We start from the raw sequence: 25219 nt of genomic DNA, 5'->3' as shown, positions 1-25219 counted from the left end.
TCAATATTTCTTTATATTATGGGTAAGTTTCTCACCTATGTAAAGGGAAATGAAAGAAAAATATGTGAATAATTAAAGAGGGCGACTCTTTTTAGACCAAATACCCTACAAAGAAGATCTAAATAGACCTCTAACTTAGAGCATAGCCTTACTTGAGTCACCCTTTTGACTATTAATTATATGTCATTAACGAGAACACATCATACTTATCTAAACGATCACGTCCATCAAGGTAACCTAACTCAATCATAAAGGCAATGCCTACGACTTCGCCCCAAGCTGTTCAACCATGTTAATAGTCGCTTCAATTGTTCCGCCTGTTGCCAATAGATCATCTGCAATTAATACACGCTGTCCCTTTTTAATGGCATCTTTATGAATGGTTAAGCTATCTTTTCCGTACTCCAAACCATAGTCAACAGAAATAACTTCGCGTGGAAGCTTGCCTGCTTTTCGGACTGGAACAAAACCTGTTTCTAACGCATAAGCAATCGGGCAGCCAACGACAAATCCCCTTGCTTCTGGTCCTACTACAACATCTACTTGTTTGTCACGAGCAAAGTCAGCCATTTCATTAATAGCCGCTTTATAAGCTGGACCATCCTGCATTAAAGTTGTAATATCTTTAAAACGAATACCTTCTTTAGGATAGTTTTCTACAATTTGAATGTATTTCTTAAAATCCATTTTTACACCGTCTCCTTGCTCGACTTTTCATCTCTTGTTTTTTCTTGAAGTATTTGTGAGAACCACTGCTTTAAATCCATGTACGAAGAGTATACAAAATCATTTTCTATATATACTTGCTCTTGTTTCATCCGGTATGTTTTAGATTCATCCAGGTTCTTCTTTTCTGGATTTTCAGTTACAGTTAAGATTCCATCGTCTATTGTAACAAATCCAAGCTCATAAAACACGTGTGACATGAAATCAACCGTTTGTTTTGACCAACCTTTATGCTTCGCCAAATCCTCACTATGCTGTTTCATATTAAACATTTTTCGCTTTAAAAGAAAGGCGTAAAACCACTTAAAATGATCTCTATTTGGATTACTTGTAAAGAAAGAATCACTTTCATGGTGAAAAATCGTATATATACGATTTGGTGTTTCACTCATTGAAAATAAACCTTTCAACTGTTGTCTCTCCTCAGGCGTATCTAATAACACAACATACTTACCAGAAAGGTCCGTTGTGTTACTCATGTTAGTTGAAACATGAGTAATGTCAAACTGCTCAAGACCTAAGCTCATTTTAGTGTTTTCCTTAAAGGCAATTAACATCCTATTTTCTTTTGGAATTGTTAATAGCCTCTCAACAATTCGATTGCGCTGGATACTGCGCCAATCAAATAGTTGCCATTCAGAAACAGCAACATCCTCTATCATTAATTGTGGTTTCACATGCCCATTCCACTCATTAATTGACAAAGTTCCAATTGCTGAAACTTTAGCTGCTGATGTGATCTCTTCACATAAGTAGCCTAGGTGAAACCCAATCCCATCTAATGTAGCTCCATTTTGATTAAAACCCACTTTTAAATGATTTGCGTCACTTCCAATTTTCCTCATTTGCTCTAAATGGACGTCTTGAATAAGTACTTTAGGTGTTGGGTTAGCTACTCCAAAGGGAGCAAGTTTCTCCATTTGCTTAATGACAGTAACTGAAACCTCATCGACACTAGCCACTAAATCAATTGCTGTAATTGGAGTAAAGTCATCAGCAGTAAGAACTTCCTTTGCTTGCTGACACAACCTTTTTCGTAATTCACCTAAGTCAGAAGCATTCATTGTTAGTCCTGCAGCCATTGGATGTCCACCAAAATGCGGAAGAATATCGCGGCTTTTAGATAGTTCAGCAAACATATCAAAACCTTCTATGCTTCTTGCAGATCCTTTAGCAAGTCCTTTTTCATTATCAATACTTAAAACAATTGTTGGTCGATAATACCTTTCTACAAGTCGAGAAGCGACAATTCCAATTACCCCTGCATTCCATCCTTCTCCCGCAATAACAAGTACTTCATTCTCATCAGGAGGATAATGGTCTTCAACGACTTGAATAGCAGCTTCTGTTATTTCACTCACAACCGCTTGACGTTCTTTATTTAAATCATCGATTTCCGAAGCAAGTAACTCAGCTTCCTCATGAGACTCAGTTAAAAGCAAAGCAACAGCAGGATCAGCTGAGTCCAACCGTCCTGCCGCATTTATCCTCGGTCCAATTCCAAACCCTACATGATCAGCTTGAATAACCTGAGATAAAATTCCACACTTCTTTTTCAGTTCAACTAAGCCTGGTTTATCGGTTGATTGCAAGGCATGGAGTCCTTCCATAACAAGCAAGCGATTTTCATCTACAAGTGGAACAAGGTCTGCAACGGTTCCAATAACTGCTATATCCAACCATTCACTTGGAATTCTTCCTATTAAAGCATGTGCTACTTTTAAGGCAACTCCAACTCCAGCTAACCCTTTAAATGGATAAGGACAACCAGGCTTCTTTGGATTAATAATAGCATAAGCATCAGGTAAAACTGGTGGTGCCTCATGGTGGTCTGTAACAATGAAATCAAGTCCAATTTCCTTGGCAACATTAGCAACATGAACCGCTGCAATGCCTGTATCAACTGTTACAACCAACTGATAACCTTCTTCCTTTGCTTTACGAATAGCAGGTTCATTGGGACCGTATCCCTCAGTAAATCTATTTGGAATATAAAAATCTACTTCTGCACCTATTGATTTTAACGCCAGGTACATAACAGCTGTACTACTAACCCCATCGGCATCATAATCTCCGAATATGAGTATTTTTTCATTTCTACTCACCGCCGCATGAATTCGCCGAACAGCGAGATCCATATCATCTAATAAGAAGGGATCATGATAACACATTTCTTCTTTATTTAAAAATCCTCTAGCGGATTCTATCGTTTCTAACCCTCTATTGATTAACAACTTGGCTGTTAACGGATCGATCTTTAACTCATTTACTAGTAGGTCTACTTGATTGGATGCTTGTTCTTTTATTTTCCATCTCGCTTTAGATTTTAACATCAAAAACACCCCTTAACTAACTCATTATACAGGAGCTATCAAGGGGTTACAACGACTAGAGCTTCGTTTCCTTTTCTTTCTTTTTACTTGCAGAAGGAAGTTCTCCCGTTTTATTTATTTCTTCCCCTTCCAGATTCAGCTTTTCTTTCTTTAATCGCTTTATCTCAGCTTGAAGTTGATAAACCCGTAAAATTCCAATCGTTCCGGCTACAATTGCTCCCATAAAAACAGAACCTAAAATAACAAGAATTAATGGCCAATCTGCTGTACCAAATAAATAATTGACTCTTACAGGATCAACGTTTATGACAGCAAATACGGCTATTAAAATTGCTACAATTAATCCAATTATTAAACTCCATTGCCCCCTCATTTTTCTAGCCCTCCTTCTTCTCTCCTTCTTTGTAAGGATTAATATGGACTAGCACATCATGAACATGCTTCTCTTGTAATAATCTCTCTTTCACCCTTTTCCCTATTGCATGGCCTTCTTCCACTGTAATAAACGGATCAACCGCCACTTTTATATCAATGATCACATAATGTCCATGTTCTCTTGCAAAGAATTCATCAATATTTAATACACCTTCAACCTCATGAGCAGCTTGAACCATATCTACAGTATCCTCTTCATGAAGGACATGATCTAGTGCATTATGTATAGACTGCTTTCCAAGAGACCAAGCCATTTCTCCAATTAACACTGCAACAAATAAGCTAGCAAGAGCATCACCATAGACAAGCCAAGAAATATTTAAGTATCCACCTAGTAAGGCAGCTCCAATACCTACTAATGCGGCTAGAGAAGAGAAAACATCTGAACGATGGTGCCACGCGTCCGTCATTAAAGCCTCACTTTTGTACTTTTTACCCAAGTTATACTTGTATCGAAACATTAATTCTTTAACAACTATCGAGAAAATAACGGCATAGATTGCAATTACCTTAGGAACTTGCACCGGTTCAAAGAAAGACTTAAATGCACCTAAAGCAATTTCGAAGCCAACGATAAATAATAATACAGCTACGATAATGGCAGCTACTGATTCCGCTTTCCCATGACCATAAGGATGATCCCGATCAGGAGGCAACTTAGCAGCTCGAACCCCTATTAGAACAACAACAGAACCAACGACATCAGAAGCTGAATGCACTGCATCAGCCACTAAAGCTCTACTATTAGCCATTACACCAATAACTGCTTTAATAACAGCCAAAATGATATTACCGATGATTCCCACCCAGGCAGCAAATCGAACCTTTTGATAACGTACATCTGCTTCTGACACACGAACACCTACTTTACATTCATTAATTTAAATACATTAATCTCTCTTTATTTTACCATCAACCCCAAACACCATTCGCTTTTTCAAGAAAAACTCTGTTTCAGCTTTCCTTCCCTTATCAAAAACACACTTGAAGGTTCTCTCAAGTGTGTTTGATGTTTAGAGCTAAGCTCGTTCTTAAACCGTCGGTTCACCTTCCGGTTGTTGTTTTGAGCTGAATTTCTTTTTGTTAAGTTGCTTCGTTTTCCAAATCAACCATAGTTGAGAGGCCAAAAACATTGAAGAATATGTTCCTGCAACAAGTCCAACGAGGAGGGCAAACGCAAAAGAGCGAATCGCCTCACCACCAAAAATAAAGATAGCTGCTGCAGCAAAAACAACGGTTAATACAGTATTAATCGATCGAGCAAGTGTTTGTACTAAGCTTTTATTCACGATGGCCGCTAAGTCATCAAACCCTTTCACTCTTTTTGCTAAATTCATATTTTCTCTTATTCGGTCAAATGTAACAATTGTATCATTAATAGAGTAACCAACAATTGTCAAAACCGCGGCAATGAAAGGGACATTAACTTCTATTTGAAGCAAACTGAAAACAGCGATAATAAAGAACGCATCATGCAATAAAGCAACGATAGCAGCAAGTCCATATAGAAATTCAAATCTAATGCTGACATAAATAATGATCCCAACAGAAGCAATCAAAACAGAAATCAAAGCATTTTGAGCAAGTTCATGTCCAATGATAGGATCAACAGTGCTTATACTAGGTTCTGCACCATATTTTTCATTATAATAAGCCTGTATTTCAGCAATTTCCGTAGGGTTTAATACACCGATAAATCCTACACTTGCCATTTGGTTATTGTCGCCTGCGAGTTGTACATCATCCGGCGTATATCCCGCACCAATCTGTGCGAAATCTTCATAAATTTCATCGGCGGTTATTGGCTCAGGCGCTAAAAGATCTACACGCGATCCGCTTTCAAAGTCAATTCCTAAATTTAACCCGAGCGTTAGAAGCAAAATAATCCCTATAATGATCGATGCCCCAGAAAAAATGAAAAACTTTTTTCGGTGTTTGACGAAATCGATTTCTTTATTTTGAAAATTAAAGTTCATTGATTTCACCCTCCTTTACACCGAACCATCGATATTTCTTATTCAAAGCCTTACTATTAACCCATAGACCAAGAAGCAATCTTGATCCATAAACAGCTGTAATAAAGCTTGTTAAAATACTTACAATTAACATAACAGCAAAACCTTGAACCGAGCTTGTCCCATAAGCAAATAAAACACTCGCGGCTAAAATGGTCGTGATGTTTGCATCTAAAATAGTTGAAAGTGATCTACGACTTCCTGCTTTAAACGCAGACATAATAGATTTACCTGATCTGATTTCTTCTTTTATACGTTCATACGTAATAATATTGGCATCAACAGCCATTCCTACGCCCAGAATTAACGCAGCTATTCCAGGTAAGGTCAATACTGCATTCATCCAATTAAATACGAGTAAAACTAAGTAAATATATGTGCTTAATGTAATGACAGCAATTAGTCCCATAAAGCGATAATAGAACAACATATAGATAAATATTAAAGCAACCCCGATAAAGCCAGCATAAACTGTTTTTTGCATCGCTTGTTCCCTAAAGAAGCCCCAACCGAATTGGAATACATCTCTTCAAGCTTAACCGGAAGTGATCCTGCATTTAGTACTTCTGCAAGAAACTGAGTTTCTTCAACTGTAAAACTTCCTGTTATTGTAGCAGTATTTCCAGGAATAACATCTACAACTGTGGCTGCAGATAAATACTTTGGATCTTGTTTCATTGCTTCTTCAGCATAAGAATCAACACCCTCTTCAAAATCAAGCCACATAACTAGTAGGTTTTCAGCTGGATCCCTTGCAAGCATATCTCTAGAAATTTGTTCCATTTGACGAGCATCATTTAAAGTTAATGTTACAATTGGATCATTTGTATCAGGATGGAAGCTCGCACCAGCACCATTTTGGCGTAAATCTGATCCATCCACTAACACCTCATCATAAACATCACGAATTGTAAGGCTAGCTTCAGTTGCAAGAAGTTCACGTGCAGTCTGTTGATCAGCTACACCAGCTAACTGAACCCTAATTCGGTCATCTCCTTCAATTCTAATATTCGGTTCTGAAACACCTAAAACATTAACTCTTTGATATAATGCACTTACTGTTGCCCTTAACACATCATTATTAATTGTATCGCCTTCATTTGCAGGTTCAACTTGATACAAAATCTCAAACCCACCTTGAAGATCAAGACCTAATTTTATTTCCTTAGCAACTCCAAAAACAGTTGTACTAATTAGCCCTGCTAATATTGCAACAATAAGAAAAAAAGCAATAATCCGCCCTTTCTTTACCATATTCCTTATCTTCCTCCTTATGTAAAACAACACTTCTTACCCGAACTCTTATTAACACAATAGATCCATTATAGCTTTTTAAAAAAATCTCTGTCAATTTTTACTAAGATTCAAACTCAGCAAACCAATCTTTAGGGTCCTGATATGATCGAATTGTTAACCAATTCATAAACGAATGAGATTGGAGTGTCAATATTTCATTAACAAATTCATGAAGATGAGTAAATTCCTTTTTTTTTCTTAATTGATACAACACACACTCCCACACATCATCGGGAGTTGCTCGGTTATAACCAAGTAAGTGGAATTCATCCACCTTACTCTCTAATGCAGGTTCAACTTCTATACGCCACACTTCAAACTGTTGTTTCTCCCCCATATTCCTTCCTCCTTTAGAACACTGAATACATTAGACTGGCAACCCCAAAGCCTGCAATAAATACTCCTGTTGTAATAGCGAAAAAAGCATAACGAAACGGAATAAAAAAGAGCAACGCAGCCAAACAAGCAGAGTATGCACCCGTAGTCGGCAACGGAACTGCAGTGAATAAAACTAACCCAATCGCTCCAAATTTCTCAACTTTATCGCTCTTCTTCATCGTGCGATTATATAGCCAATCGTAAAAACGTTTATAAAACTCAAAGCGCAGCATCCATTTGCTAATCGGTTGAAACAAAAGAAGAATTGGAACAATCGGAAGTAAGTTTCCCCCAATTCCATAAATAAGAGCTTCCCAATAACTAAAACCAAGTTGGTGAGCAACTGGGATCCCACCTCGTAATTCTAAAATTGGTAAAGCTGAAATAAATACAACGAGCAACTCAGGTGGTAAAAACCCAAAATGATCAAATATAAACTGTTTAATTGTTTCTTTCATATTTCCATCCCCTCTATTCATAAGTTTTGTGTAATAGCCCCTAGTGTGTAAATTTCATCTTAATTACGTTAACTTAAATAATTACATTGCTTTTAATAATCAATAAGTACTTGTCATGCTTGACCCACTAATAAGCATATAAATAATAACGCAAAATATCCATCATTTTTTTATGAAGGTAGGGGCTATATACATGACGAAGCAAACTTTTCTCAAAGGAGCATTGATATTAATTATCGCCGGACTAATTACTAGATTTCTAGGTTTTGTGAATAGAATTGTAGTTGCAAGAATTATGGGGGCTGAAGGGGTAGGCCTATACATGATGGCAATCCCGACTTTAATGCTTGTTATCACCCTGACACAACTCGGCTTACCAGTTGCAATTTCAAAACTAGTTGCCGAGGCAGAAGCTTCCAATGACCGACAACGTATTAAACGAATCCTAGTTGTATCTCTATCGGTAACTAGTGTACTTAGCATTTTCTTCACGATTGCAATGCTAGCATTTGCGCCAATAGTTGCAAATAACTTCTTAACAGATGCTAGAGCTTATTATCCACTAATCGCGATTACTCCTATCGTACCAATTGTTGCGCTGTCATCCGTGATGCGCGGTTATTTCCAAGGAAGGCAAAATATGAAGCCAACGGCATATTCACAAGTAATTGAACAGATCGTTCGGATTACTTTAGTTGCTGTGATGACAACCGCCTTCTTACCTTTAGGAATTGAATACGCAGCCGCAGGTGCGATGCTATCAGTTGTAATAGGAGAACTTGCTTCCTTAATTTATATGATATTTATGTTTAAAAGAAAAAAACGATTTAAATTACGCCGCGACTTTTTCGCTTATGCAAAAGGTGGAAAGAAAACGTTTCGTGACCTTATGTCAATCGCTTTGCCCTCAACCGGGAGCAGGTTAATTGGTTCAATTTCATTGTTTTTTGAACCAATAGTAGTTGCTCAAAGTTTGGCCCTAGCAGGTGTCGCTACCGTTATTGCCACCAAACAATACGGAGAGCTAGCTGGCTTTGTTATCCCTGTTCTTTTGTTACCAACCTTTATTACGTATTCTTTATCAGTTTCACTCGTTCCTGCCATTAGTGAAGCTGCTGCAAAAAAACATTATAAAACGATTCATTACCGTCTTAATCAAGCACTACGTTTAGCTTTGTTATCAGGTGGAATATCTGCAGTAATCCTATATGTTTACGCAGAACCGATAATGGATTTAATGTACGATACTCCTACTGTAGCCACTTATTTAAAATTAATGGCACCTTTTAGCATTTTTCTATATTTTCAAAGCCCGCTCCAAGCTGCTTTACAAGCATTAGATTTAGCCAAAGCAGCCATGATGAATAGCTTATTTGGCAATGTTATTAAAATTACTGCAATATTTGTACTTGCTTCTCGACCTGATTTAGGTATAATGGGTGCGGCATTAGCTATTGTTATTGGTTTTGTCTTAGTGACACTGCTTCATTTTGCTTCGATTGCTAAAACAATTAGCTTTACTGTAGACACTAAGATGATAGTAAAATCCATTCTTCTCATCGCAGCTTCTACATGGGTTGGTTTCCTAGTGGCTGGTTATGCTTTTACATCACTTCCACAATTATGGCAAACACTTTTAGGTATTATTGTTACAACCGTTTTCTATAGCACATTAATGCTCGTACTCGGTTTATTAAAACAAGAAGAGGTCAGTCGCGTTCCACTGTTTGGCAAATGGCTTAGCTCCTTACTCCCGCGTTCATAAGTATCTTTTTAACAATCCTATATGACCCAAGGTTGTCTCAACAAGTTATTGGAGAGACACCTTTTTTGCGTTTTTTTTTGCGTATTCATACCATGTCGATGACATCATGTGTAATTCACAATCAATAGCCTTATAACAAACATATATGAGGGAGAGGTTTGAAACACAAAAAGCTCTCCTCATTTTTTTGAGAAGAGCTTAATCACCTTTCATCTTTTAAATCGACAAAAAAGGTATCTTGATCCTTTAATGCACAGTAAGAAATTTTCTTTATATCCCGATAGCCTAACTTTCTCATTTGTTGGCGTAACCACAGTGATGTTTGATTAATTTGCTTCAGGTGATCTTCTTGTACCTTACCATCTAATATTAGTGGCAATGGCATCATCGGCTGTTGATTGTCATTATCTTGCTTTTCAATAACAGATAATTTACCTGAAGGCTCTAATATGGCAAATTCGACATCTGAAAGCTTACTTATTTTATTTTGCCTTAGCTGGACAAGAAGATCATCAAAATTGTATCTTTGCTTTCTCATTTCACGCTCGTCTATCTTCCCTTCATTAATAAGTACTGAGGGCTTACCGTCAATTAACTTTCTTAATTGATTATTTTTTAATGAGACTAAGGCTAATATAATTTGAATGGCCGATAGAATGCCAATCGGGATAATTGAATACATCATGGGGACATCTATATTTTCTATTGATACCACTGCAAGCTCTGCAATCATAATGGAAACAACAAAGTCTAACACCGATAATTGGCCAATTTCTCGTTTCCCCATAAATCGCAACACAAAGAGAATGATAAAATAGATGAATATCGTTCTGAGCATAATTGTCATATAATCCATCGTTATTCTCCTCCTTGTGACATATCTAAGCATAGTATGACCGAAGGAGACGAACACATGATTTGAAGCTTTTGACAATTAAATAAACTGGTTTAAATAACGAATATACAAATACACAGTAGAGATAATAAAGGATACAATCGCAACCGGCAAACCTACTTTTAAAAACTCCCAATAACTAAAAGGATGTTTGGCTTTCACAGCCATCCCAGCAACGATAACATTAGCCGTGGCTCCAATAATCGTAGCATTCCCACCTAAACACGCACCAAGAGCAAGAGCCCACCATAAAGGTTCCAAATTATTCATACCGAACTCCTGAAACTCTAAAATTACTGGAATCATTGCCGCTACAAACGGGATATTATCGACAAACCCGGAAAGAATACCAGACCCCCATAGAATGAAAAGAGCTGTCTTAGGTAAATCTCCTTCTGTGTAATAAATGATCGATTTAGATATTTCATCAATAATTCCAACTTCTTTTAATCCTCCCACTAACATAAACAATCCAATAAAGAAAAACAACGTTACCCACTCTACCGATTTAAACACTTCTTCCATATCTTGCTCTTCATGTGTAAGTAACATAAGAAGTAAAGCCCCTACCATTGCAATGCTTGTTAGCTCTACCATAATAAACGGCTGAATGATAAATCCAAGTGTTGTTAACGCTAAAACAGATACGGATTTTATGAGTAATTTGTAGTCCTTAATATATGTAGCTGGGTCAATTGCAAGTATTTTCGCTTGATCTTCTCTTGAAACAATTAACTGCTTTCTATACAAAGCAACCAAACCCGTAATAACAACCGCAAATATGATAAGAACAACAGGACTTAAATGAATAAGAAAATCATTAAATGTTAGGTGACTGACAGCTTGACCAATCATCAGATTTGGCGGATCTCCAATTAATGTTGCCGTTCCACCAATATTTGAAGCCATCACGATCGTTATTAAAAATGGGACCGCCGGAAGCTTTAATAATGATGTTAATGTAAAGACGATTGGAACAATTAATAAAACCGTTGTAACGTTATTTAAGAACGCAGACCCAAATGCTGTTAAAGATGAAATGGCTACTAATAATGGAACTGGCCGACCACGAACACTTTTAGCCAAAGACACAGCGACATATTCAAAGAAACCACTTTGACTTGTAATTGAAACAAGAATCATCATTGCAAGCAAAAGAGTGATTGTATGCCAATCAATATGTTGTAAGAACGCAGCATTTATCTCATACACATTAAAAACGAGCATAAGGACACCACCAAAACAGGCGATGACTGCTCGATTTAACTTTTCAGTAATAATAAAAAAATAACTGCAAAGAAAAATGATTAAAGCTAAGGTTACCCCCATGTCTGTTCTCCTCTCCTCGCATTTCTACATTCTATGACAAGCTAATTGGAAACATGTCCTATTTCAGTAGACAAACAAATAATAAGTCTATTATGAACAAGCCCGAATAAGCTGTAGTAAGCCTACTTTTAATTTTGAAAGGAGATGGAGGCATGGCTTACAGAGGTTTTCTTCCTGCAGTATTATTTGGCTTAACAACAATTCTTGTAGTGGCCCTTTCTTTTAGTTTGATTGTATCTCTCGTTTTAACATTTACTTCTCTTACTGAACAGTCCGTGAGCTGGCTCATTACAGTCGTTGCATTTGTCACAATGTTTATAGGTGGTATGATTTCTGGTGGAAAAGCTAAGGAGAAAGGGTGGATTGCTGGAGCAGTAACAGCACTGTTGTTTTCACTTTTGACATTCTTAATTCAATATTTAGGCTACAACAACAGTTTTACAAGTGAGCAGTATATGTATCACGGGGGTTACATTGTTGCAGCTGCTATTGGAGGTATCATCGGGGTGAACCTTTCGAGTAATAAATAAAATAGAAGTTCTACAACAACAGAAAAGCGCAAGCTAATAGCTTGCGCTTTTCTATGTATTATCAATCAGGATTAACTACTTCACGAACCGCTGCACGATCAAACGTTAGCTTACGATTATCATTAACAAGAATGACCATCACATCTTCATCAACAGAATCAATCGTTCCGTGAAGCCCTCCAATTGTAATAATCTTATCTCCACGCTGTAGTGAGCTATGCATCTCACGGATTTGCTTCTGCTTCTTTTGTTGTGGACGAATTAGTAAGAAGTAAAAGATCGCAAACATTAAGATCAGCGGAAGTAGAGTTCCAAAAAGCTCCATTAAATTTCCCCCTTTCATTAATAAAACGTTTAGACACCTCATTCGTACGATTATTGTGATACTCTCTTTTAGAAATTTTTTGCATTTGGTTTATTAAAACCATACATTTCAAAAAACTCTTCTCTAAAATCGAGCAGTCGATCCTCACGAATTGCTTGTCTTACCTGCTCCATTAAGTTTAACAGGAAATACAAGTTATGATAAGAGGTTAGTCTAAATCCGAACGTTTCTTCACATTTTATTAGATGACGAATGTAGGCTCTTGAGTAATTTTTACATACATGGCAATCACAATTTTCATCTAGTGGTCTAAAATCTCGTGCATACTTAGCATTACGCACCACAAGTCTTCCTTTACTAGTCATTAACGTTCCATTTCTTGCGATCCGAGTTGGCAATACACAATCAAACATATCAACCCCACGAATAGCACCATCAATAAGTGAATCAGCTGATCCTACTCCCATTAAATAGCGTGGCTTATCACTTGGCAAATGGGGGGTTGTAAATTCAAGAACCCGATTCATCACATCTTTTGGCTCTCCTACAGAAAGCCCCCTATCGCATATCCTGGGAAGTCTAATGACACTAAGTCCTTAGCACTCTGTTTTCTCAGATCTTCATATTCTCCACCTTGAACAATTCCAAATAATCCTTGATCTTCAGGTCTAGCATGTGCAGAAAGACAACGTTCCGCCCATCGGCTTGTCCGCTCCACTGAGTTTTTCATGTAATCATATTCTGCAGGATACGGAGGGCACTCATCAAATGCCATCATAATATCAGATCCAAGTGCATTTTGAATTTCCATTGCTCCTTCTGGACTCAAGAATAGCTTATCCCCATTTAAATGATTACGGAAGTGAACTCCTTCTTCTTCTATTTTACGAAGGTCACTTAGACTAAAGACTTGAAATCCACCCGAATCCGTTAAAATAGGTCGATTCCAATTCATAAATTTGTGTAGTCCACCAGCTTCTTTTACAATATCGTGACCAGGGCGTAACCATAAATGATAAGTGTTACTTAAGATAATTTGAGCATTCATATCATATAAGTCTTCTGGGCTCATCGTTTTAACCGTTGCCAATGTTCCTACTGGCATAAAAATAGGCGTCTCAAAAGAACCATGCGGGGTATGAACTCGTCCTAAACGAGCACCAGATTGTTTACATGTTTTAATATGTTCATACGTTATAGCTGCCAACTGGAAAACCTCCTTTTATTCATTGCCGCATATAAATTTGTTATTTTATCGAATGAACATCGCATCTCCAAAACTGAAGAAACGATATCGCTCTTTCACAGCATGACGATAAGCATTCAAAATATGCTCTCTTCCTGCAACCGCACTTACAAGCATAACTAAAGTCGATTTCGGCAAATGGAAATTTGTAAGCAATCCATCGAAACCTTTAACATCGTATCCTGGATAAATAAAAATAGATGTCCAACCTGATGCTTCTTTATAGTCTCCATGCTCGCTCACAATGGTTTCCAAAGTTCTTGCCGATGTCGTGCCTACTGCAATGACACGTTTATTATTTTCCCTTACTGACTGAAGTAGTTGTGCCGTTCCAGCACTCATTTGATAAAACTCAGAATGCATTTCGTGTTCTTCTATCTTCTCCACACTTACCGGTCGAAATGTCCCAAGTCCAACATGAAGAGTGATAAAGGCAATATGTACTCCCTTTTGTTTAATTTTCTCAAGTAGTTCGTTCGTAAAATGTAATCCTGCTGTGGGAGCAGCCGCAGATCCCCTATTTTTAGCAAATACAGTCTGATATCTCTCCTGATCTGGGAGTGTTTCCTTTATATAAGGCGGCAATGGCATCTCACCAAGTGCATCTAATACCTCATGAAAGATTCCACTATACTCCATCCGGAGAATGCGTCCACCATGATCTGCTTCTCCAGTACACACTGCAACTAGTCTTCCATCTCCGAACTGAATCTTCGTCCCTTTTTTTACCCTTTTAGCAGGCTTAACAAGAGTTTCCCATAGATCTCCCTCTACTTGCTTCAATAATAAGACTTCAATATTAGCGCCTGTATCTGCTTTAATTCCGTATAACCTCGCTGGTAATACTCTTGTATCGTTTAAAACTAAACAGTCTCCCTCATTTAACTCGTCAATAATAGAAACAAATTGGCAGTCTTTTGTCTCGCCTGTCTTTTTATCAAGTACAAGCAAACGAGACGCCGTCCTGTCTGGGAGCGGCGTCTGGGCAATTAATTCCTCTGGTAAGTCAAAAGAAAAGTCTTCTACATTCATGTTTTAATTCACCTTTTATAATTCATTTTTAAAAATCTTAAATAACCGTCCATAATCATATCTTTGTTATCATACCGGAACTCTATTCATGATGCAACAAATTAGCGAAATCGACCAACAATCAAGAACAACAATGACAAAAGAATGCTAATTATAATGCTTGTCATAATCGGAAAGTAAAAGGTCGAATTTTCTCGCTTAATTAATATATCCCCAGGCAACTTTCCAAGAGGAATTACCCTTCCAATCACTAACCATAGCACGCCAATAATTATACAAAGAGCACCCACTGCAATTAATACCTTCGGGAAGAAACTCATGGACCTGGCACCTCCATGTTAAAATGTTGATAACATGCTGGTGTTACAATTCTCCCCCTAGGAGTTCGTTGGATAAACCCAATTTGAAGTAAATATGGTTCATAAACATCCTCGATTGTATCAGGTTCTTCACCAATTGTAGCCGAAATTGTTTCAATTCCAACTGGTCCACCGCGATACTTCTCAATCATGCCAAAAAGTAATTTATGGTCGATATGGTCAAGACCGAGACGGTCCACCTGTAGTTGTTCCAAAGAATTTTGTGCTAGTTCAAGCGTGATGATTCCATCTCCTTTAACTTGTGCAAAATCACGAACCCTTCTAAGTAAGCGGTTTGCGATACGAGGGGTACCACGCGATCTTCTTGCAATTTCAACTGCAGCTTTCTCGTCTATTTCCGTTTCGAAAATCTCAGCAGTCCTTTTTATTATAATGGCCAATTCTGATTCAGTATAATACTCAAGTCGCGCTAAAACTCCAAAACGGTCTCGCAAAGGAGCAGATAACATCCCAGCTCTTGTCGTTGCTCCTACAAGCGTAAAGGGTGGAAGATCTAATCGAACTGACCTTGCAGTAGGTCCTTTCCCTATTACGATATCAAGACAAAAGTCTTCCATTGCTGGATAGAGTACTTCTTCCACCATCCGATTTAATCTGTGGATTTCATCAATAAATAACACATCACCTGGTTCTAGCGCTGTTAAAATGGCAGCTAAATCACCGGGACGCTCAATTGCAGGACCTGATGTAGTACGCATTTGAACGCCCATTTCATTTGCAATAATACTGGACAAAGTCGTTTTTCCTAGACCTGGAGGACCGTATAAAAGCACATGATCTAAGCATTCTTCACGCATCCTCGCTGCTTCCATAAAGACATGAAGGTTACTCTTCACTTTTTCTTGCCCTATATATTGTTTAAGGTTATTTGGTCTAATCGACTGGTCAAGTGTGTCTTCCATGCCCTGAGCTTCAGCTGAAATCATTCGTTCTTCCAAGTGTCTCCCTCCTTGCTACCCCTTTAACATTAATTGCAGGGCCTTCTTAATATAAGCGTCAATAGTCATCTCTTCTTCTTCTAATTTCGGCTTCACCTTTTTCAGTTCTTTTTCCACATATCCTAAGGCTCGTAGTGCTTCTAACGCTTCTAACAATTCGTTATTTTCCTTTGTAGAAGGTTTAAACGTTAGGGCCTCTTGTTTCAGTAAGTTTGGTGCAAACTCATCAAGTTTCCCTTTTAAATCTAAAATAATTTGTCGTGCAGTCTTTTTACCAACACCCGGAAATTTAATAAGGAATGCTTCATCTTCTTCTTCAATTGCCTGAACCACATGTTCAGGCTGCCCCGAAGCTAAAATAGCTAGTGCCCCCTTTGGACCAATCCCTGATACATTTAGTAATTTTTCAAACAAAGCTCGTTCATCCTTAGTCTTAAAACCGTATAATCGAATTAAGTCTTCTCTTACATAGTGGTACGTATAAATTAAGCAATCCTTCTCAAGATCACTTTGATATACATATGGATTCGGGCAATAAATTTGATAGCCTAATCCTTGATGATCTATTACTACATATTGAGTACTTATATCGATTAACGTTCCCTTTACATATTCAATCAATTGTGTGCTCTCCCTCTCTAATACGAACATTTATTTCTATTTTAGCATAAGAACAAAAAAATGAGTGACTCATTCTTTACGATATGAGCCACCCTTTCTTTACATCTGCTTTGATTTGTATTCTGCGAATACCTGTAATACTTCTTCATAATGTTTTAAATCTTGAACGGGTATCCCTCTAACTAGTTCCATCCGTTGTTTGCTTTTAAGTTTGGTCGTATCCAATTGAAAAAAAGATTGGATTATCTTGTCTTTATTTGGTTCTCCCTCATAAATCGATAACGTTCCATCTTCTGTAATTCCAAAGTAACCATTCATTTTCAACAAAGGAGAAATATCATTTATTTCTTTTCTAAAGATCATTTCATTTTCATTTTGGTCAATTAGTACCCAGTCGTCATAAAAAGCCCAGAAATCCTCAATAGACCAAATTGTTTCCTTAATTCGTTCTTGACTCATTTCTCCATCTAAATAAACACGTTCTAAAATCACATCAATGGTATGAGGATTCACTGCAGGCATCGCTTCTTGCTCCTCACTATTAGTGTTTAGCTTACCCTCGATTACCGTTGTATTCCAAATAAGTGATCCCGTAACTACAAAAAAAACACTTACAAATAAGGTAAACATGCTTCGCTGAATATGATATAGTTTCTTCATCAGCTCGTCACCACCATGTTTTAAAATTTAATTTCACTTGATTTAATTCTACTTCCATTCATAAACTAATCTTGCCCACTTTTGGAAGGATTCATTCGCTTAAATAAAGAAGCTTTTCCAGAAATAAGGCATCAAAGTTATAAGTATGATAGCAATAAAAAAAGAGCAGTGAATTTCACTGCTCTTTCCATTCGTTCATTCATTAACGCGAACGTTCAAAAGGTCTGCCTGCTGCTCGTCCTAAATCACGCAACATATCAGTAAATGTCGCACCAATCTCCTCAAAGGCAGTACCTGCACGTAACTGATTATCCATTGTACGAATTCGGCCAACTGCATCGTTATCCGTTACAACACGAACATTTTTTCCATCAGCCAAACGTTTAGCCTTACGTTCTACATCTTTTTTCACATCATTAACATCATCATTAGCCGTGATCCCAATTACAACATCATCATTGTGTACAATTACACGTGCTTCCCTTACTCCTTCAACGTCCTCGATACGATCAACCATTCTTCGAACGGTTTTCCCATCATAATCTTTATGGTAGTTGATTTGATTATCGGTACGCTGTTGAGCCCTGTTAACACCCGTACGGTTCCCAGGTTCTGCAGTACCATAACGTCCAGTTTGACCAGCTGTACCACGATCACGGCCTTCTAAATTCATAGCTCCTTGACCTTGGCGGTTATGACCAGGTGTTGTCCCTAACGCACCTGTACCTCCACGTGCTCGACCTCGTAGAATTCCGTCTTCATCAACCATACCAGAACGGTTTCCACCAGTTAAACCTGCTCGCTCATCTGTTGCTCCTTGACCACGAATCCCTTGTGCACCACGAGTCCCAAATAACCCATCAGCGGTACCTCTTGCATCACGGCCAGTAGCTCCATAATGAACGCCACCTTGGTTTGTTTCACGTGTCGGATAATTATTTAAATGTGTACGAGATTGTCTAGCACCATCTCGTTCAAGTCCAAAGAATCCACCTGCTCTTCCTTGACCTGTGTCTAGCCCTTGTCCCGTTAAACCTTGACCAGTTTGTCCTGCACGGCCATTGAATAAGCCACGGTCTGTAGCAGTGCCATCAAATAAACCTTGGCCTGTCTGACCAGTACGCCCTTGACCGCCGTATAATCCACCATCACCAGTACGCCCTGCACGATTTGTACCTAAACCAGTCGTTCCTCGACGGTCATCTCGTGTCATCATATCTGTAATAGGTCCTTCTCCCTGATGACGGCCAGTGACAGCCCCTCCATCACGCATATCTTGTGCTCGTGCACCTTGATAATTATTTGCTCCCATATCTGTTGCCTGATTATCGGTCCCACAACCAGCAAGACCACCTAAAAGCATTGTAGCTGCTGCTACTGACATCGCGATTTTTTTCATATTTTGTTTCCCCCTTTCACCATTTATCATGGCTTCTAGCGCTCACCTTTACTCTGTTAGTTCTTGGTTTTGATTCCATATCAAAAAAGGGTTTTCCATAAGGTCTAATTTTGACCGTCGGAAAACCCAAACAAGGTATAAAAAGAGCTACATTAATCTTTAAAGGAGCTACAAAGCATCTTCATAAAACCTCTATTTAATCATCATAATCGTCCGATTCATGATACCCATGCATAAAGAATTGATCTTGAGCATTCATTAACTGTCCATTTGGCCCATAAGTAATTGGTTGAGAAGGTCCACAACAATTCATTGAGTTAGATTGTTGCTGAGGTTGAAACGGCATTAAGTCTTGTGTTGGAAACGCTTGTTGATGATGCATTGGTGAAAATGACGCTTGGCCTTGATCTGGCATATACGGCTGATGCTGCATTGGCATTTGACCTTGATCTGGCATATATGGTTGTTGCATTGGCATTTGACCTTGGTCCGGCATATATGGTTGCTGCATTGGCATTTGACCTTGGTCCGGCATATATGGTTGCTGCATTGGCATTTGACCTTGATCTGGCATATATGGTTGCTGCATTGGCATTTGACCTTGATCTGGCATATATGGTTGCTGCATTGGCATTTGACCTTGGTTTGGCATATATGGTTGCTGCATTGGCATTTGACCTTGATCTGGCATTTGGCCTTGATGATACGGTTGCCCACCATGAGAGAAAGGCGTCATTGGTCCACATGGTTGCGGAGTTGGCCCACAACCTGGCATTAATGGACTAACTGGTTTCATAAAAGGAGGAGGGCACGGCTGTTGCATGATTGGTTGAGGCATCGGCTTCATACTTGGCTGCGGCTGCATCATCGCTGGCTTTACTTCTGGCATTAGTTGTTTTGGCGCATAGTGTTTCGGTACATATGTTTCTTTCTTTATTGGTTTAACCTCTTTTGCTTTAGGCATTTCCTTTGGTGGTGTAGGCTTTTTCTTCACAGGCGGCTTTTGAACGGTAGGCATTTTAGGTTTTTCTTTAATCTGTGGTTGAAAAAACACATTTGTCTGATAAGCATTCACATCAATTTTTTTCTTTACAGGTTGTTGTACTGGCTGAGGCATTGGTGGCATTTCTACTTGTGGCATAACCGGCATTTCCATTTTTGGTTGTTCTTTTGGCTGCGGTGCAACCTGCACCTCTTTTTTTGGCTGTTCTTTTACCTGTGCTTCTTTTTTAACAGGAACGCTTGCAGTAGGAATTTTAATCTTCATTCCCGGCATAATCATATCAGGATTTGATAGCTGAGTATTTGCTGCTTTAAGCTGTTCAAAATCAACACCATACTTCTCAGCTAACTTCCAAAGCGTATCACCTTTTTGTACAATATGAATCTTCACGTTTATTTTCCCTCCTCAAACCGTTCTTTACATCCTATGTGTCATTAGGCCAATTGACACGCAAACTTACCTAATCAACGCTTTTAATAAAAAGGAAAAGACTATAGATTCAAGGGTTCTCAGCACAGCTTATGTCGGAAAAAATAGGTTTATGCCTAACGAAAGAGAAAAAGCCTGTGTTACCAAGAAAAAAGGGGAAAGACATGTCCACTATCTCAAAAAAACAAAAGGAGGTGCCCTTAAATCAAAAACTTTTAAGTCACCTCTTTACATATTTTACATTTTTAGACACGCTCTAACATTCTCTTTAATGCCAAATTTGCTTCCTCTGTTGTTTTGGGATCTACAGTAATCGGATAATGTAGCTTCCCTTCAACTAGTTCTTCAAGCGACCAAAGTAAATGATCTAAATCAATTCTATTCATTGTTAAACAAGGACACATATTTGGATTTAATGAAATAATTTGTTTATCAGAAAATTGTTGAGCTAATCGATTAACTAAATTCATTTCTGTCCCAACTGCCCACGAAGTCCAAGGAGCTGCGTTACGTATCGTTTCGATAATAAAATGAGTTGATCCACTTAAATCAGCTGCTTGCACTACTTCAAATGTACATTCTGGATGAACGATAATATTTGTATCTGGAGACGTTTTTCTCAAATCTTCAATTTGAGCTACCGTGAATTTTTCATGAACTGAACAATGCCCTTTCCATAAAATTACTTTTATGTTTTCTTTATTTCCATCATAAATTAACTCGCGTTGGATTGGATCCCAGATGGCCATTTCTTCTAGCTCTATCCCTAAATCAAACGCTGTATTTCTTCCTAAATGTTGATCAGGTAAAAACAACAACCTCTGTTTTTGAGTAAATGCCCATTCTACCATTGCCTTCGCATTCGATGATGTCACTGTAGCTCCACCATTTCTACCGCAAAATGCTTTTATTGCAGCTGTACTATTTACATAAGTTAATGGCAATATAGTATCGCCAAATTGACTCTGTAGCTCACCCCACGCATATTCAGTTTGTGAAATATCAGCCATATCAGCCATTGAACAACCAGCTTTTAAGTCAGGTAAAATTACCTTTTGTTTGTCTGTTGTTAGCATATCGGCTGTTTCAGCCATAAAATGCACTCCACAAAAAACTACAAATTCGGCCTCCTTATTTGCCTTTGATAATTGCGCTAATTGAAGCGAATCACCAGTCACATCTGCAAACTCAATAACCTCATCTCTTTGATAATGATGACCTGGAATAAATAAGCGCCTGCCAAGTTGTTTTTTAATTTCGTAAATACGAGAACGCTTTTCTTCTGTTGTCATCTCTCTGTACACTTCAGGTAAACTTTCTATAGACTGAACTTTAGTAAGAAACTTCATGATAATCCCCTCTAATAAAAAACTTAAGTCAATCGCTTTTACTGAATGAGTTAAACAACCTAACGAGATATAATTCACGCCGCACCCTTTATAAAGAGGCAATGTCTCAAGATTAATTCCACCCGAAGCCTCAGTTACAATTTCACTCGGTACCAAATTGATGTAGTGTTTTATTTGATCGGGTGTAGCATTATCAAACATAATTACATCTACTTTAGCCTCAATGGCTTGAAGTACTTCCAACTCATTAGTTGTTTCTACTTCAATCTTCACCATATGTCCTACTTGTTCACGTACAACGTTCACTGCTTCACGAATTCCCCACAGGCAACTAGATGGTTCTCTTTTAAAAGAACAGCATCACTTAAGCTCCTCCGATGGTTGAATCCTCCACCGCAACGTACTGCATATTTTTCAAACATCCTTAATCCAGGAGTCGTTTTTCTCGTATCACAAATTCTTATCTTAGAATCGTCTAATAATCCTATAGCTTTATTTGTCATCGTTGCAATCCCGGACATTCTTTGTAAGAGATTTAACAATACCCGTTCTCCCGCAAGTAGATTTCTCACGTTACCCTCGAATTCAGCTACAACGTCTCCCTTTTTGAACTCTTCTCCATCCTTAATTGGAACGGTTACTTTAATATTCGGATCAAGAATTTCATAACCATATTTCAAAAGGCTTGTTCCAGAAATAACACCACTTTCCTTCGCTTTAATATATGCTTTACCTTTTCGATCCGACGGAAAAGATGATTCAGATGTAATATCAATTTCTCCTAAATCTTCATTAAAAAATTGTTGAAGCTTTTCCTTTAACAATATCGTGTTCATTTCTTTTCCCCCTATCGGCTTTCTATTGCTATTTGCTCTGGCATTGGTTCAAATTCAGTAACGAACCCTCGAGACTTTGAACAAATTATATGACGTCCTAGCCAGTGGCGGTCATCTCTTTCAGAATAATCAACTCTGTAATGACCTCCGCGACTTTCTAATCTTTTCAATGCTGATTCCGTAATGACAGCAGCAGTTAACAGCATATTCTTGCATTCAATTTCTGCATAAGTATCATCATCACGAACATGACGAGCTGCAAACAAGAATGGTTGAAGCCACCTTCTCATCTCTTTTAATCCTTTAGCACTTCTTTCAATCCCTACCCATTTTGTCATTCTTGATTGAATTTCTTCTTTGTTAGGCAGATGACAATGTATGCTAAATCGTTTAATCACCATACTTTGAGTATCAACTCTAGGTTCACTTGCACTTTCCTGTAATAAGATATGATTAGCTGCTTGGTTTGCAAAGACTAGTCCTTCTAACAATGAATTACTAGCCAGCCGATTGGCTCCATGCACTCCTGTACAAGCTACTTCTCCGACTGCATAAAGTCCTTTAATAGTTGTTTGCGCATTTACATCTGTTTGAACTCCACCACTAATGAAATGAGCTCCTGGAGCAATAGGAAGTGGAGACTCTTTTGGAGTAATACCTGCAAGCTCACATCGCTTAGAAAGCCCAGGAAATTTTTGATCAAAATGATTAAGTTCTCTACAATCAAGAAAGACCTTTGTCCCTCCTTGCAACTTACGGTGAATCTCTCTACTAACGACATCTCTTGAAGCCAGATCCTTTAATGGATGCTCTTTCATTAACCTATTACCATCTTCATCAATTAACTTTGCTCCTTCACCTCTTACCGCCTCACTAATTAAACCAAAACTCACGCCGTCCTTCGTCAGTAATGTTGGATGAAATTGTATAAACTCCATATCTGTTAAGACAGCACCAGCGCGATACGCTAAAGCAAAGCCATCTCCAGTAGCTTCTTTTACATTTGAGGTAGATTGATACAACTGTCCTAAGCCTCCCGTTGCTAATACGGTTGCTTTTGCATGGATTACTTGCTTATTTGTTTTAACACCTATCACTTTATCTTTATGATTAATAAGTTCATAGACTGGAGAATGTTGTAGGACTGTAGCTCTTTGTTGAACGGCACGTAATAATACTTTAGTAAAAGCTTCACCCGTTTGATCACCATTCACATGAACGATCCTTCTCTGCTGATGGGCTCCCTCCATCCCAAGTACTAGCGATCCATCTTCATTTCGGTCAAATGAGACACCTAACCTACTTAATGCGTGAACGATTTGCGGAGCTTTCTTGACTAATAACTTAAGATGTTCGTAATTATGATGGTGTTGGCCAGCTCTAATCGTATCCTCTAAATGCTTTTGCCAATGATCTTTGGGTCCTATTGCAGCTGCCATGCCTCCTTGTGCCCAGCTTGAGTTGCTATTTTGCACATCAGACTTTGTGATAACCATCACATTTAAATGGTCAGCTAAAAGATGAGCTGTCATAAGTCCAGCAATCCCGCTCCCAATGACGATAACATCCACTGATTTATCAGCCATTTTCATTCCTCCATAATATTTACAGTTGTCTTGTCACCTATCTTTACATAAAATAATAATTGTGACAAGCGCTTTTTTATGAGTATTGAAAGAAAATATTGGATGTTGCGGGGGAAACGATCAATGATTTATTTAGACTATAGCGCGACTACACCTATGTCATCATATGCATTGGAAACCTATCATCGAGTTGCAACTGATTTTTTTGCTAATAGCAGAAGTTTGCATTCAAGAGGACTAGAAAGTGAGGATGTACTAAATTTAAGTAGACAAGCCATTGCAAATCTATTGTCTGTCAAGACTAACGAACTGTATTTTACTGGTTCCGGCTCAGAAGCAACATTCCTAGCTTTGATTGGATTGGCATTTGGACATAGCCATAAAGGAAAAACAATTATTACAACAAAGGGAGAACATCATTCCGTTCATCAAACAATGAATTATTTAACCAATTATGGTTTTACGATAAAATATGTTCCAGTGAACCAATTTGGTCAAGTCACCTGTGATGCTTTACGTTCAACAATAACAAAGGATACAATACTAGTTTCCATAGCTCATGCTAACAGTGAAATCGGAACCGTTCAGGACTTGAACTCTTTGGCTAATGTTTTGTCAGAATATGGTATACTTTTTCATAGTGACTGTGTACAAACGTTTGGAAAAATGGACATTCCTGCTAATGTATTAACAAGCGCAACATTTTCTGCGCATAAATGTTACGGACCTAAAGGAGTTGGCGGTTCTTATATTAAAGAGAACATCCCTTGGAGACCCTTTCTTCAAGGAACAACTCATGAAGCAGGTTTTCGGGCAGGAACGGTTGATGTTCCTGGGATAGCAGCCTTTGCGGCAGCTGTAGAAGAATACCAATCTATTTCCCTTAGTGAAAAAAAACGATATAACTTCTTGCGAGACCTTGTTATGACCGCATTTGAAAATGAAGATGAAATCTTTTTTGAGGGTCACCCTACTGATCGGTTACCTTTTCATATTAGTTTCAGATTGAAAGGAGTCGAAGGTCAGTTAGTCATGCTAGAATGTAATCGCAAAGGATTTGCTATCTCTACTGGTTCAGCATGTCGTGTTGGCGACACTCACCCTTCTCATACCATGTTAAGTATTGGTCGAAGTACAGAAGAGGCTCACGAGCTAGTTCGAATTACCTTTGGACGTTGGACTACAGAAAACGATGTATTAAAACTTATTGATGCATTAAAACAAATCGTAACAGATTTAAAAGGAGAGTGATAAA

The 25219-nt window shown here is 38.2% G+C and carries 23 protein-coding genes and 3 pseudogenes; 3 read left to right on the top strand and 23 right to left on the bottom strand.

All coding sequences use genetic code 11. The features are described from left to right. Nucleotides 1-172: 172 nt before the first annotated feature. The 9 genes and pseudogenes from BkAM31D_RS04375 to BkAM31D_RS04340 all read right to left on the bottom strand — a co-directional run bounded on the left by BkAM31D_RS04375 (nucleotide 173) and on the right by BkAM31D_RS04340 (nucleotide 7641). Nucleotides 173-687 (bottom strand): annotated as a pseudogene (locus tag BkAM31D_RS04375) (adenine phosphoribosyltransferase). A 2-nt stretch (nucleotides 688-689) separates the two neighbouring features. Further along, on the bottom strand, nucleotides 690-3059 hold the full coding sequence (gene recJ / locus BkAM31D_RS04370; RefSeq protein WP_066155749.1) for a single-stranded-DNA-specific exonuclease RecJ: 2370 nt from the start codon (nucleotides 3057-3059) through the stop codon (nucleotides 690-692). A gap of 55 nt (nucleotides 3060-3114) precedes the next feature. After that, nucleotides 3115-3432 (bottom strand): LapA family protein, encoded by a 318-nt coding sequence (locus BkAM31D_RS04365; protein ID WP_066155752.1) that lies wholly within the window; start codon nucleotides 3430-3432, stop codon nucleotides 3115-3117. Between the two features lie 4 nt (nucleotides 3433-3436). Then, nucleotides 3437-4348 carry a cation diffusion facilitator family transporter gene (locus BkAM31D_RS04360; protein WP_066155755.1) on the bottom strand — a complete coding sequence of 304 codons (912 nt, stop codon included), beginning with the start codon at nucleotides 4346-4348 and terminating at the stop codon, nucleotides 3437-3439. Between the two features lie 177 nt (nucleotides 4349-4525). After that, nucleotides 4526-5470 carry a protein translocase subunit SecF gene (gene secF / locus BkAM31D_RS04355; protein ID WP_085449734.1) on the bottom strand — a complete coding sequence of 315 codons (945 nt, stop codon included), beginning with the start codon at nucleotides 5468-5470 and terminating at the stop codon, nucleotides 4526-4528. Next, nucleotides 5460-5993, bottom strand: coding sequence for an MMPL family transporter (locus tag BkAM31D_RS24795; RefSeq protein WP_371807182.1), 534 nt, complete (start codon nucleotides 5991-5993; stop codon nucleotides 5460-5462). The genes secF and BkAM31D_RS24795 overlap by 11 nt, the downstream gene beginning before the upstream one ends. Beyond that, nucleotides 5951-6763, bottom strand: a complete 813-nt coding sequence (locus BkAM31D_RS24790; protein WP_371807181.1) for a SecDF P1 head subdomain-containing protein — start codon at nucleotides 6761-6763, stop codon at nucleotides 5951-5953. The genes BkAM31D_RS24795 and BkAM31D_RS24790 overlap by 43 nt, the downstream gene beginning before the upstream one ends. A 103-nt stretch (nucleotides 6764-6866) precedes the next feature. Then, nucleotides 6867-7142, bottom strand: coding sequence for a post-transcriptional regulator (locus BkAM31D_RS04345; protein WP_066155759.1), 276 nt, complete (start codon nucleotides 7140-7142; stop codon nucleotides 6867-6869). Between the two features lie 13 nt (nucleotides 7143-7155). Beyond that, nucleotides 7156-7641 carry a COG2426 family protein gene (locus BkAM31D_RS04340; RefSeq protein ID WP_066155761.1) on the bottom strand — a complete coding sequence of 162 codons (486 nt, stop codon included), beginning with the start codon at nucleotides 7639-7641 and terminating at the stop codon, nucleotides 7156-7158. A 193-nt stretch (nucleotides 7642-7834) separates the two neighbouring features. Between BkAM31D_RS04340 and spoVB the strand changes: the two genes are divergently transcribed. Then, nucleotides 7835-9406, top strand: coding sequence for a stage V sporulation protein B (gene spoVB, locus BkAM31D_RS04335; protein WP_066155765.1), 1572 nt, complete (start codon nucleotides 7835-7837; stop codon nucleotides 9404-9406). A 202-nt stretch (nucleotides 9407-9608) separates the two neighbouring features. Here spoVB and BkAM31D_RS04330 read toward each other — a convergent pair whose 3' ends face one another. After that, entirely contained in the window at nucleotides 9609-10262 is a 654-nt protein-coding gene (locus BkAM31D_RS04330) for a DUF421 domain-containing protein (protein WP_066155768.1), read from the bottom strand. A gap of 78 nt (nucleotides 10263-10340) precedes the next feature. Then, nucleotides 10341-11630 (bottom strand): ArsB/NhaD family transporter, encoded by a 1290-nt coding sequence (locus BkAM31D_RS04325; RefSeq protein WP_066155771.1) that lies wholly within the window; start codon nucleotides 11628-11630, stop codon nucleotides 10341-10343. Between the two features lie 152 nt (nucleotides 11631-11782). Between BkAM31D_RS04325 and BkAM31D_RS04320 the strand changes: the two genes are divergently transcribed. Then, nucleotides 11783-12160, top strand: coding sequence for a TIGR04086 family membrane protein (locus BkAM31D_RS04320; RefSeq protein ID WP_066155773.1), 378 nt, complete (start codon nucleotides 11783-11785; stop codon nucleotides 12158-12160). Between the two features lie 61 nt (nucleotides 12161-12221). Here BkAM31D_RS04320 and yajC read toward each other — a convergent pair whose 3' ends face one another. The 12 genes and pseudogenes from yajC to nadB form a co-directional block, all read right to left on the bottom strand. Next, the gene (gene yajC / locus BkAM31D_RS04315; RefSeq protein WP_066155776.1) at nucleotides 12222-12485 is read right to left on the bottom strand and encodes a preprotein translocase subunit YajC; all 264 of its coding nucleotides are present in this window, start codon (nucleotides 12483-12485) and stop codon (nucleotides 12222-12224) included. 68 nt (nucleotides 12486-12553) lie between these two features. After that, nucleotides 12554-13692, bottom strand: a pseudogene (gene tgt, locus BkAM31D_RS04310) (tRNA guanosine(34) transglycosylase Tgt). Between the two features lie 45 nt (nucleotides 13693-13737). Further along, the gene (gene queA, locus BkAM31D_RS04305) at nucleotides 13738-14763 is read right to left on the bottom strand and encodes a tRNA preQ1(34) S-adenosylmethionine ribosyltransferase-isomerase QueA (protein WP_066155783.1); all 1026 of its coding nucleotides are present in this window, start codon (nucleotides 14761-14763) and stop codon (nucleotides 13738-13740) included. Nucleotides 14764-14864: 101 nt separating this feature from the next. Further along, on the bottom strand, nucleotides 14865-15083 hold the full coding sequence (locus BkAM31D_RS04300; protein WP_066155786.1) for a DUF2905 domain-containing protein: 219 nt from the start codon (nucleotides 15081-15083) through the stop codon (nucleotides 14865-14867). Next, nucleotides 15080-16081 (bottom strand): Holliday junction branch migration DNA helicase RuvB, encoded by a 1002-nt coding sequence (gene ruvB / locus BkAM31D_RS04295; protein ID WP_066155789.1) that lies wholly within the window; start codon nucleotides 16079-16081, stop codon nucleotides 15080-15082. The genes BkAM31D_RS04300 and ruvB overlap by 4 nt, the downstream gene beginning before the upstream one ends. A gap of 15 nt (nucleotides 16082-16096) precedes the next feature. Next, entirely contained in the window at nucleotides 16097-16702 is a 606-nt protein-coding gene (gene ruvA / locus BkAM31D_RS04290) for a Holliday junction branch migration protein RuvA (protein ID WP_066155792.1), read from the bottom strand. A gap of 99 nt (nucleotides 16703-16801) precedes the next feature. After that, nucleotides 16802-17362, bottom strand: coding sequence for an intercompartmental signaling factor BofC (locus tag BkAM31D_RS04285; RefSeq protein WP_157076837.1), 561 nt, complete (start codon nucleotides 17360-17362; stop codon nucleotides 16802-16804). 202 nt (nucleotides 17363-17564) lie between these two features. Further along, a complete protein-coding gene (locus tag BkAM31D_RS04280) occupies nucleotides 17565-18761 on the bottom strand; it encodes a YhcN/YlaJ family sporulation lipoprotein (RefSeq protein WP_066155795.1) in 1197 nt (398 codons plus the stop codon). Between the two features lie 196 nt (nucleotides 18762-18957). Continuing rightward, nucleotides 18958-20154 carry a SafA/ExsA family spore coat assembly protein gene (gene safA, locus BkAM31D_RS24650; RefSeq protein WP_066155799.1) on the bottom strand — a complete coding sequence of 399 codons (1197 nt, stop codon included), beginning with the start codon at nucleotides 20152-20154 and terminating at the stop codon, nucleotides 18958-18960. Nucleotides 20155-20438: 284 nt separating this feature from the next. After that, nucleotides 20439-21542 carry a quinolinate synthase NadA gene (gene nadA / locus BkAM31D_RS04270; RefSeq protein ID WP_066155802.1) on the bottom strand — a complete coding sequence of 368 codons (1104 nt, stop codon included), beginning with the start codon at nucleotides 21540-21542 and terminating at the stop codon, nucleotides 20439-20441. Between the two features lie 9 nt (nucleotides 21543-21551). After that, nucleotides 21552-22378 (bottom strand): annotated as a pseudogene (gene nadC / locus BkAM31D_RS23880) (carboxylating nicotinate-nucleotide diphosphorylase); the annotation flags it as partial. An 11-nt stretch (nucleotides 22379-22389) separates the two neighbouring features. Beyond that, nucleotides 22390-23964, bottom strand: coding sequence for an L-aspartate oxidase (nadB, locus tag BkAM31D_RS04260; protein WP_066155808.1), 1575 nt, complete (start codon nucleotides 23962-23964; stop codon nucleotides 22390-22392). Nucleotides 23965-24087: 123 nt separating this feature from the next. On the opposite strand from nadB, the gene BkAM31D_RS04255 reads away from it, so the two are divergent. Then, nucleotides 24088-25215: a cysteine desulfurase family protein gene (locus BkAM31D_RS04255; protein ID WP_066155810.1), complete on the top strand. Its 1128-nt coding sequence runs from the start codon at nucleotides 24088-24090 to the stop codon at nucleotides 25213-25215. Nucleotides 25216-25219: the final 4 nt, after the last annotated feature.

The sequence above is a fragment of the Halalkalibacter krulwichiae genome (genome assembly GCF_002109385.1).
GTDB classification, from domain to species: Bacteria; Bacillota; Bacilli; order Bacillales; family Bacillaceae_D; genus Halalkalibacter; species Halalkalibacter krulwichiae.
Note: the sequence above shows the minus strand (reverse complement) of the source record. Positions and strands in the feature narration are given on the sequence as shown.

Coding starts and splice junctions, on each gene's coding strand:
- recJ (WP_066155749.1), bottom strand. CDS start 3,059: ATGTTAAAATCTAAAGCGAGATGGAAAATAAAAGAACAAGCATCCAAT.
- BkAM31D_RS04365 (WP_066155752.1), bottom strand. CDS start 3,432: ATGAGGGGGCAATGGAGTTTAATAATTGGATTAATTGTAGCAATTTTA.
- secF (WP_085449734.1), bottom strand. CDS start 5,470: ATGAACTTTAATTTTCAAAATAAAGAAATCGATTTCGTCAAACACCGA.
- BkAM31D_RS24795 (WP_371807182.1), bottom strand. CDS start 5,993: ATGCAAAAAACAGTTTATGCTGGCTTTATCGGGGTTGCTTTAATATTT.
- BkAM31D_RS24790 (WP_371807181.1), bottom strand. CDS start 6,763: ATGGTAAAGAAAGGGCGGATTATTGCTTTTTTTCTTATTGTTGCAATA.
- BkAM31D_RS04345 (WP_066155759.1), bottom strand. CDS start 7,142: ATGGGGGAGAAACAACAGTTTGAAGTGTGGCGTATAGAAGTTGAACCT.
- BkAM31D_RS04340 (WP_066155761.1), bottom strand. CDS start 7,641: ATGAAAGAAACAATTAAACAGTTTATATTTGATCATTTTGGGTTTTTA.
- spoVB (WP_066155765.1), top strand. CDS start 7,835: ATGACGAAGCAAACTTTTCTCAAAGGAGCATTGATATTAATTATCGCC.
- BkAM31D_RS04330 (WP_066155768.1), bottom strand. CDS start 10,262: ATGGATTATATGACAATTATGCTCAGAACGATATTCATCTATTTTATC.
- BkAM31D_RS04325 (WP_066155771.1), bottom strand. CDS start 11,630: ATGGGGGTAACCTTAGCTTTAATCATTTTTCTTTGCAGTTATTTTTTT.
- BkAM31D_RS04320 (WP_066155773.1), top strand. CDS start 11,783: ATGGCTTACAGAGGTTTTCTTCCTGCAGTATTATTTGGCTTAACAACA.
- yajC (WP_066155776.1), bottom strand. CDS start 12,485: ATGGAGCTTTTTGGAACTCTACTTCCGCTGATCTTAATGTTTGCGATC.
- queA (WP_066155783.1), bottom strand. CDS start 14,763: ATGAATGTAGAAGACTTTTCTTTTGACTTACCAGAGGAATTAATTGCC.
- BkAM31D_RS04300 (WP_066155786.1), bottom strand. CDS start 15,083: ATGAGTTTCTTCCCGAAGGTATTAATTGCAGTGGGTGCTCTTTGTATA.
- BkAM31D_RS04285 (WP_157076837.1), bottom strand. CDS start 17,362: ATGAAGAAACTATATCATATTCAGCGAAGCATGTTTACCTTATTTGTA.
- BkAM31D_RS04280 (WP_066155795.1), bottom strand. CDS start 18,761: ATGAAAAAAATCGCGATGTCAGTAGCAGCAGCTACAATGCTTTTAGGT.
- nadA (WP_066155802.1), bottom strand. CDS start 21,542: ATGAAGTTTCTTACTAAAGTTCAGTCTATAGAAAGTTTACCTGAAGTG.
- nadB (WP_066155808.1), bottom strand. CDS start 23,964: ATGGCTGATAAATCAGTGGATGTTATCGTCATTGGGAGCGGGATTGCT.
- BkAM31D_RS04255 (WP_066155810.1), top strand. CDS start 24,088: ATGATTTATTTAGACTATAGCGCGACTACACCTATGTCATCATATGCA.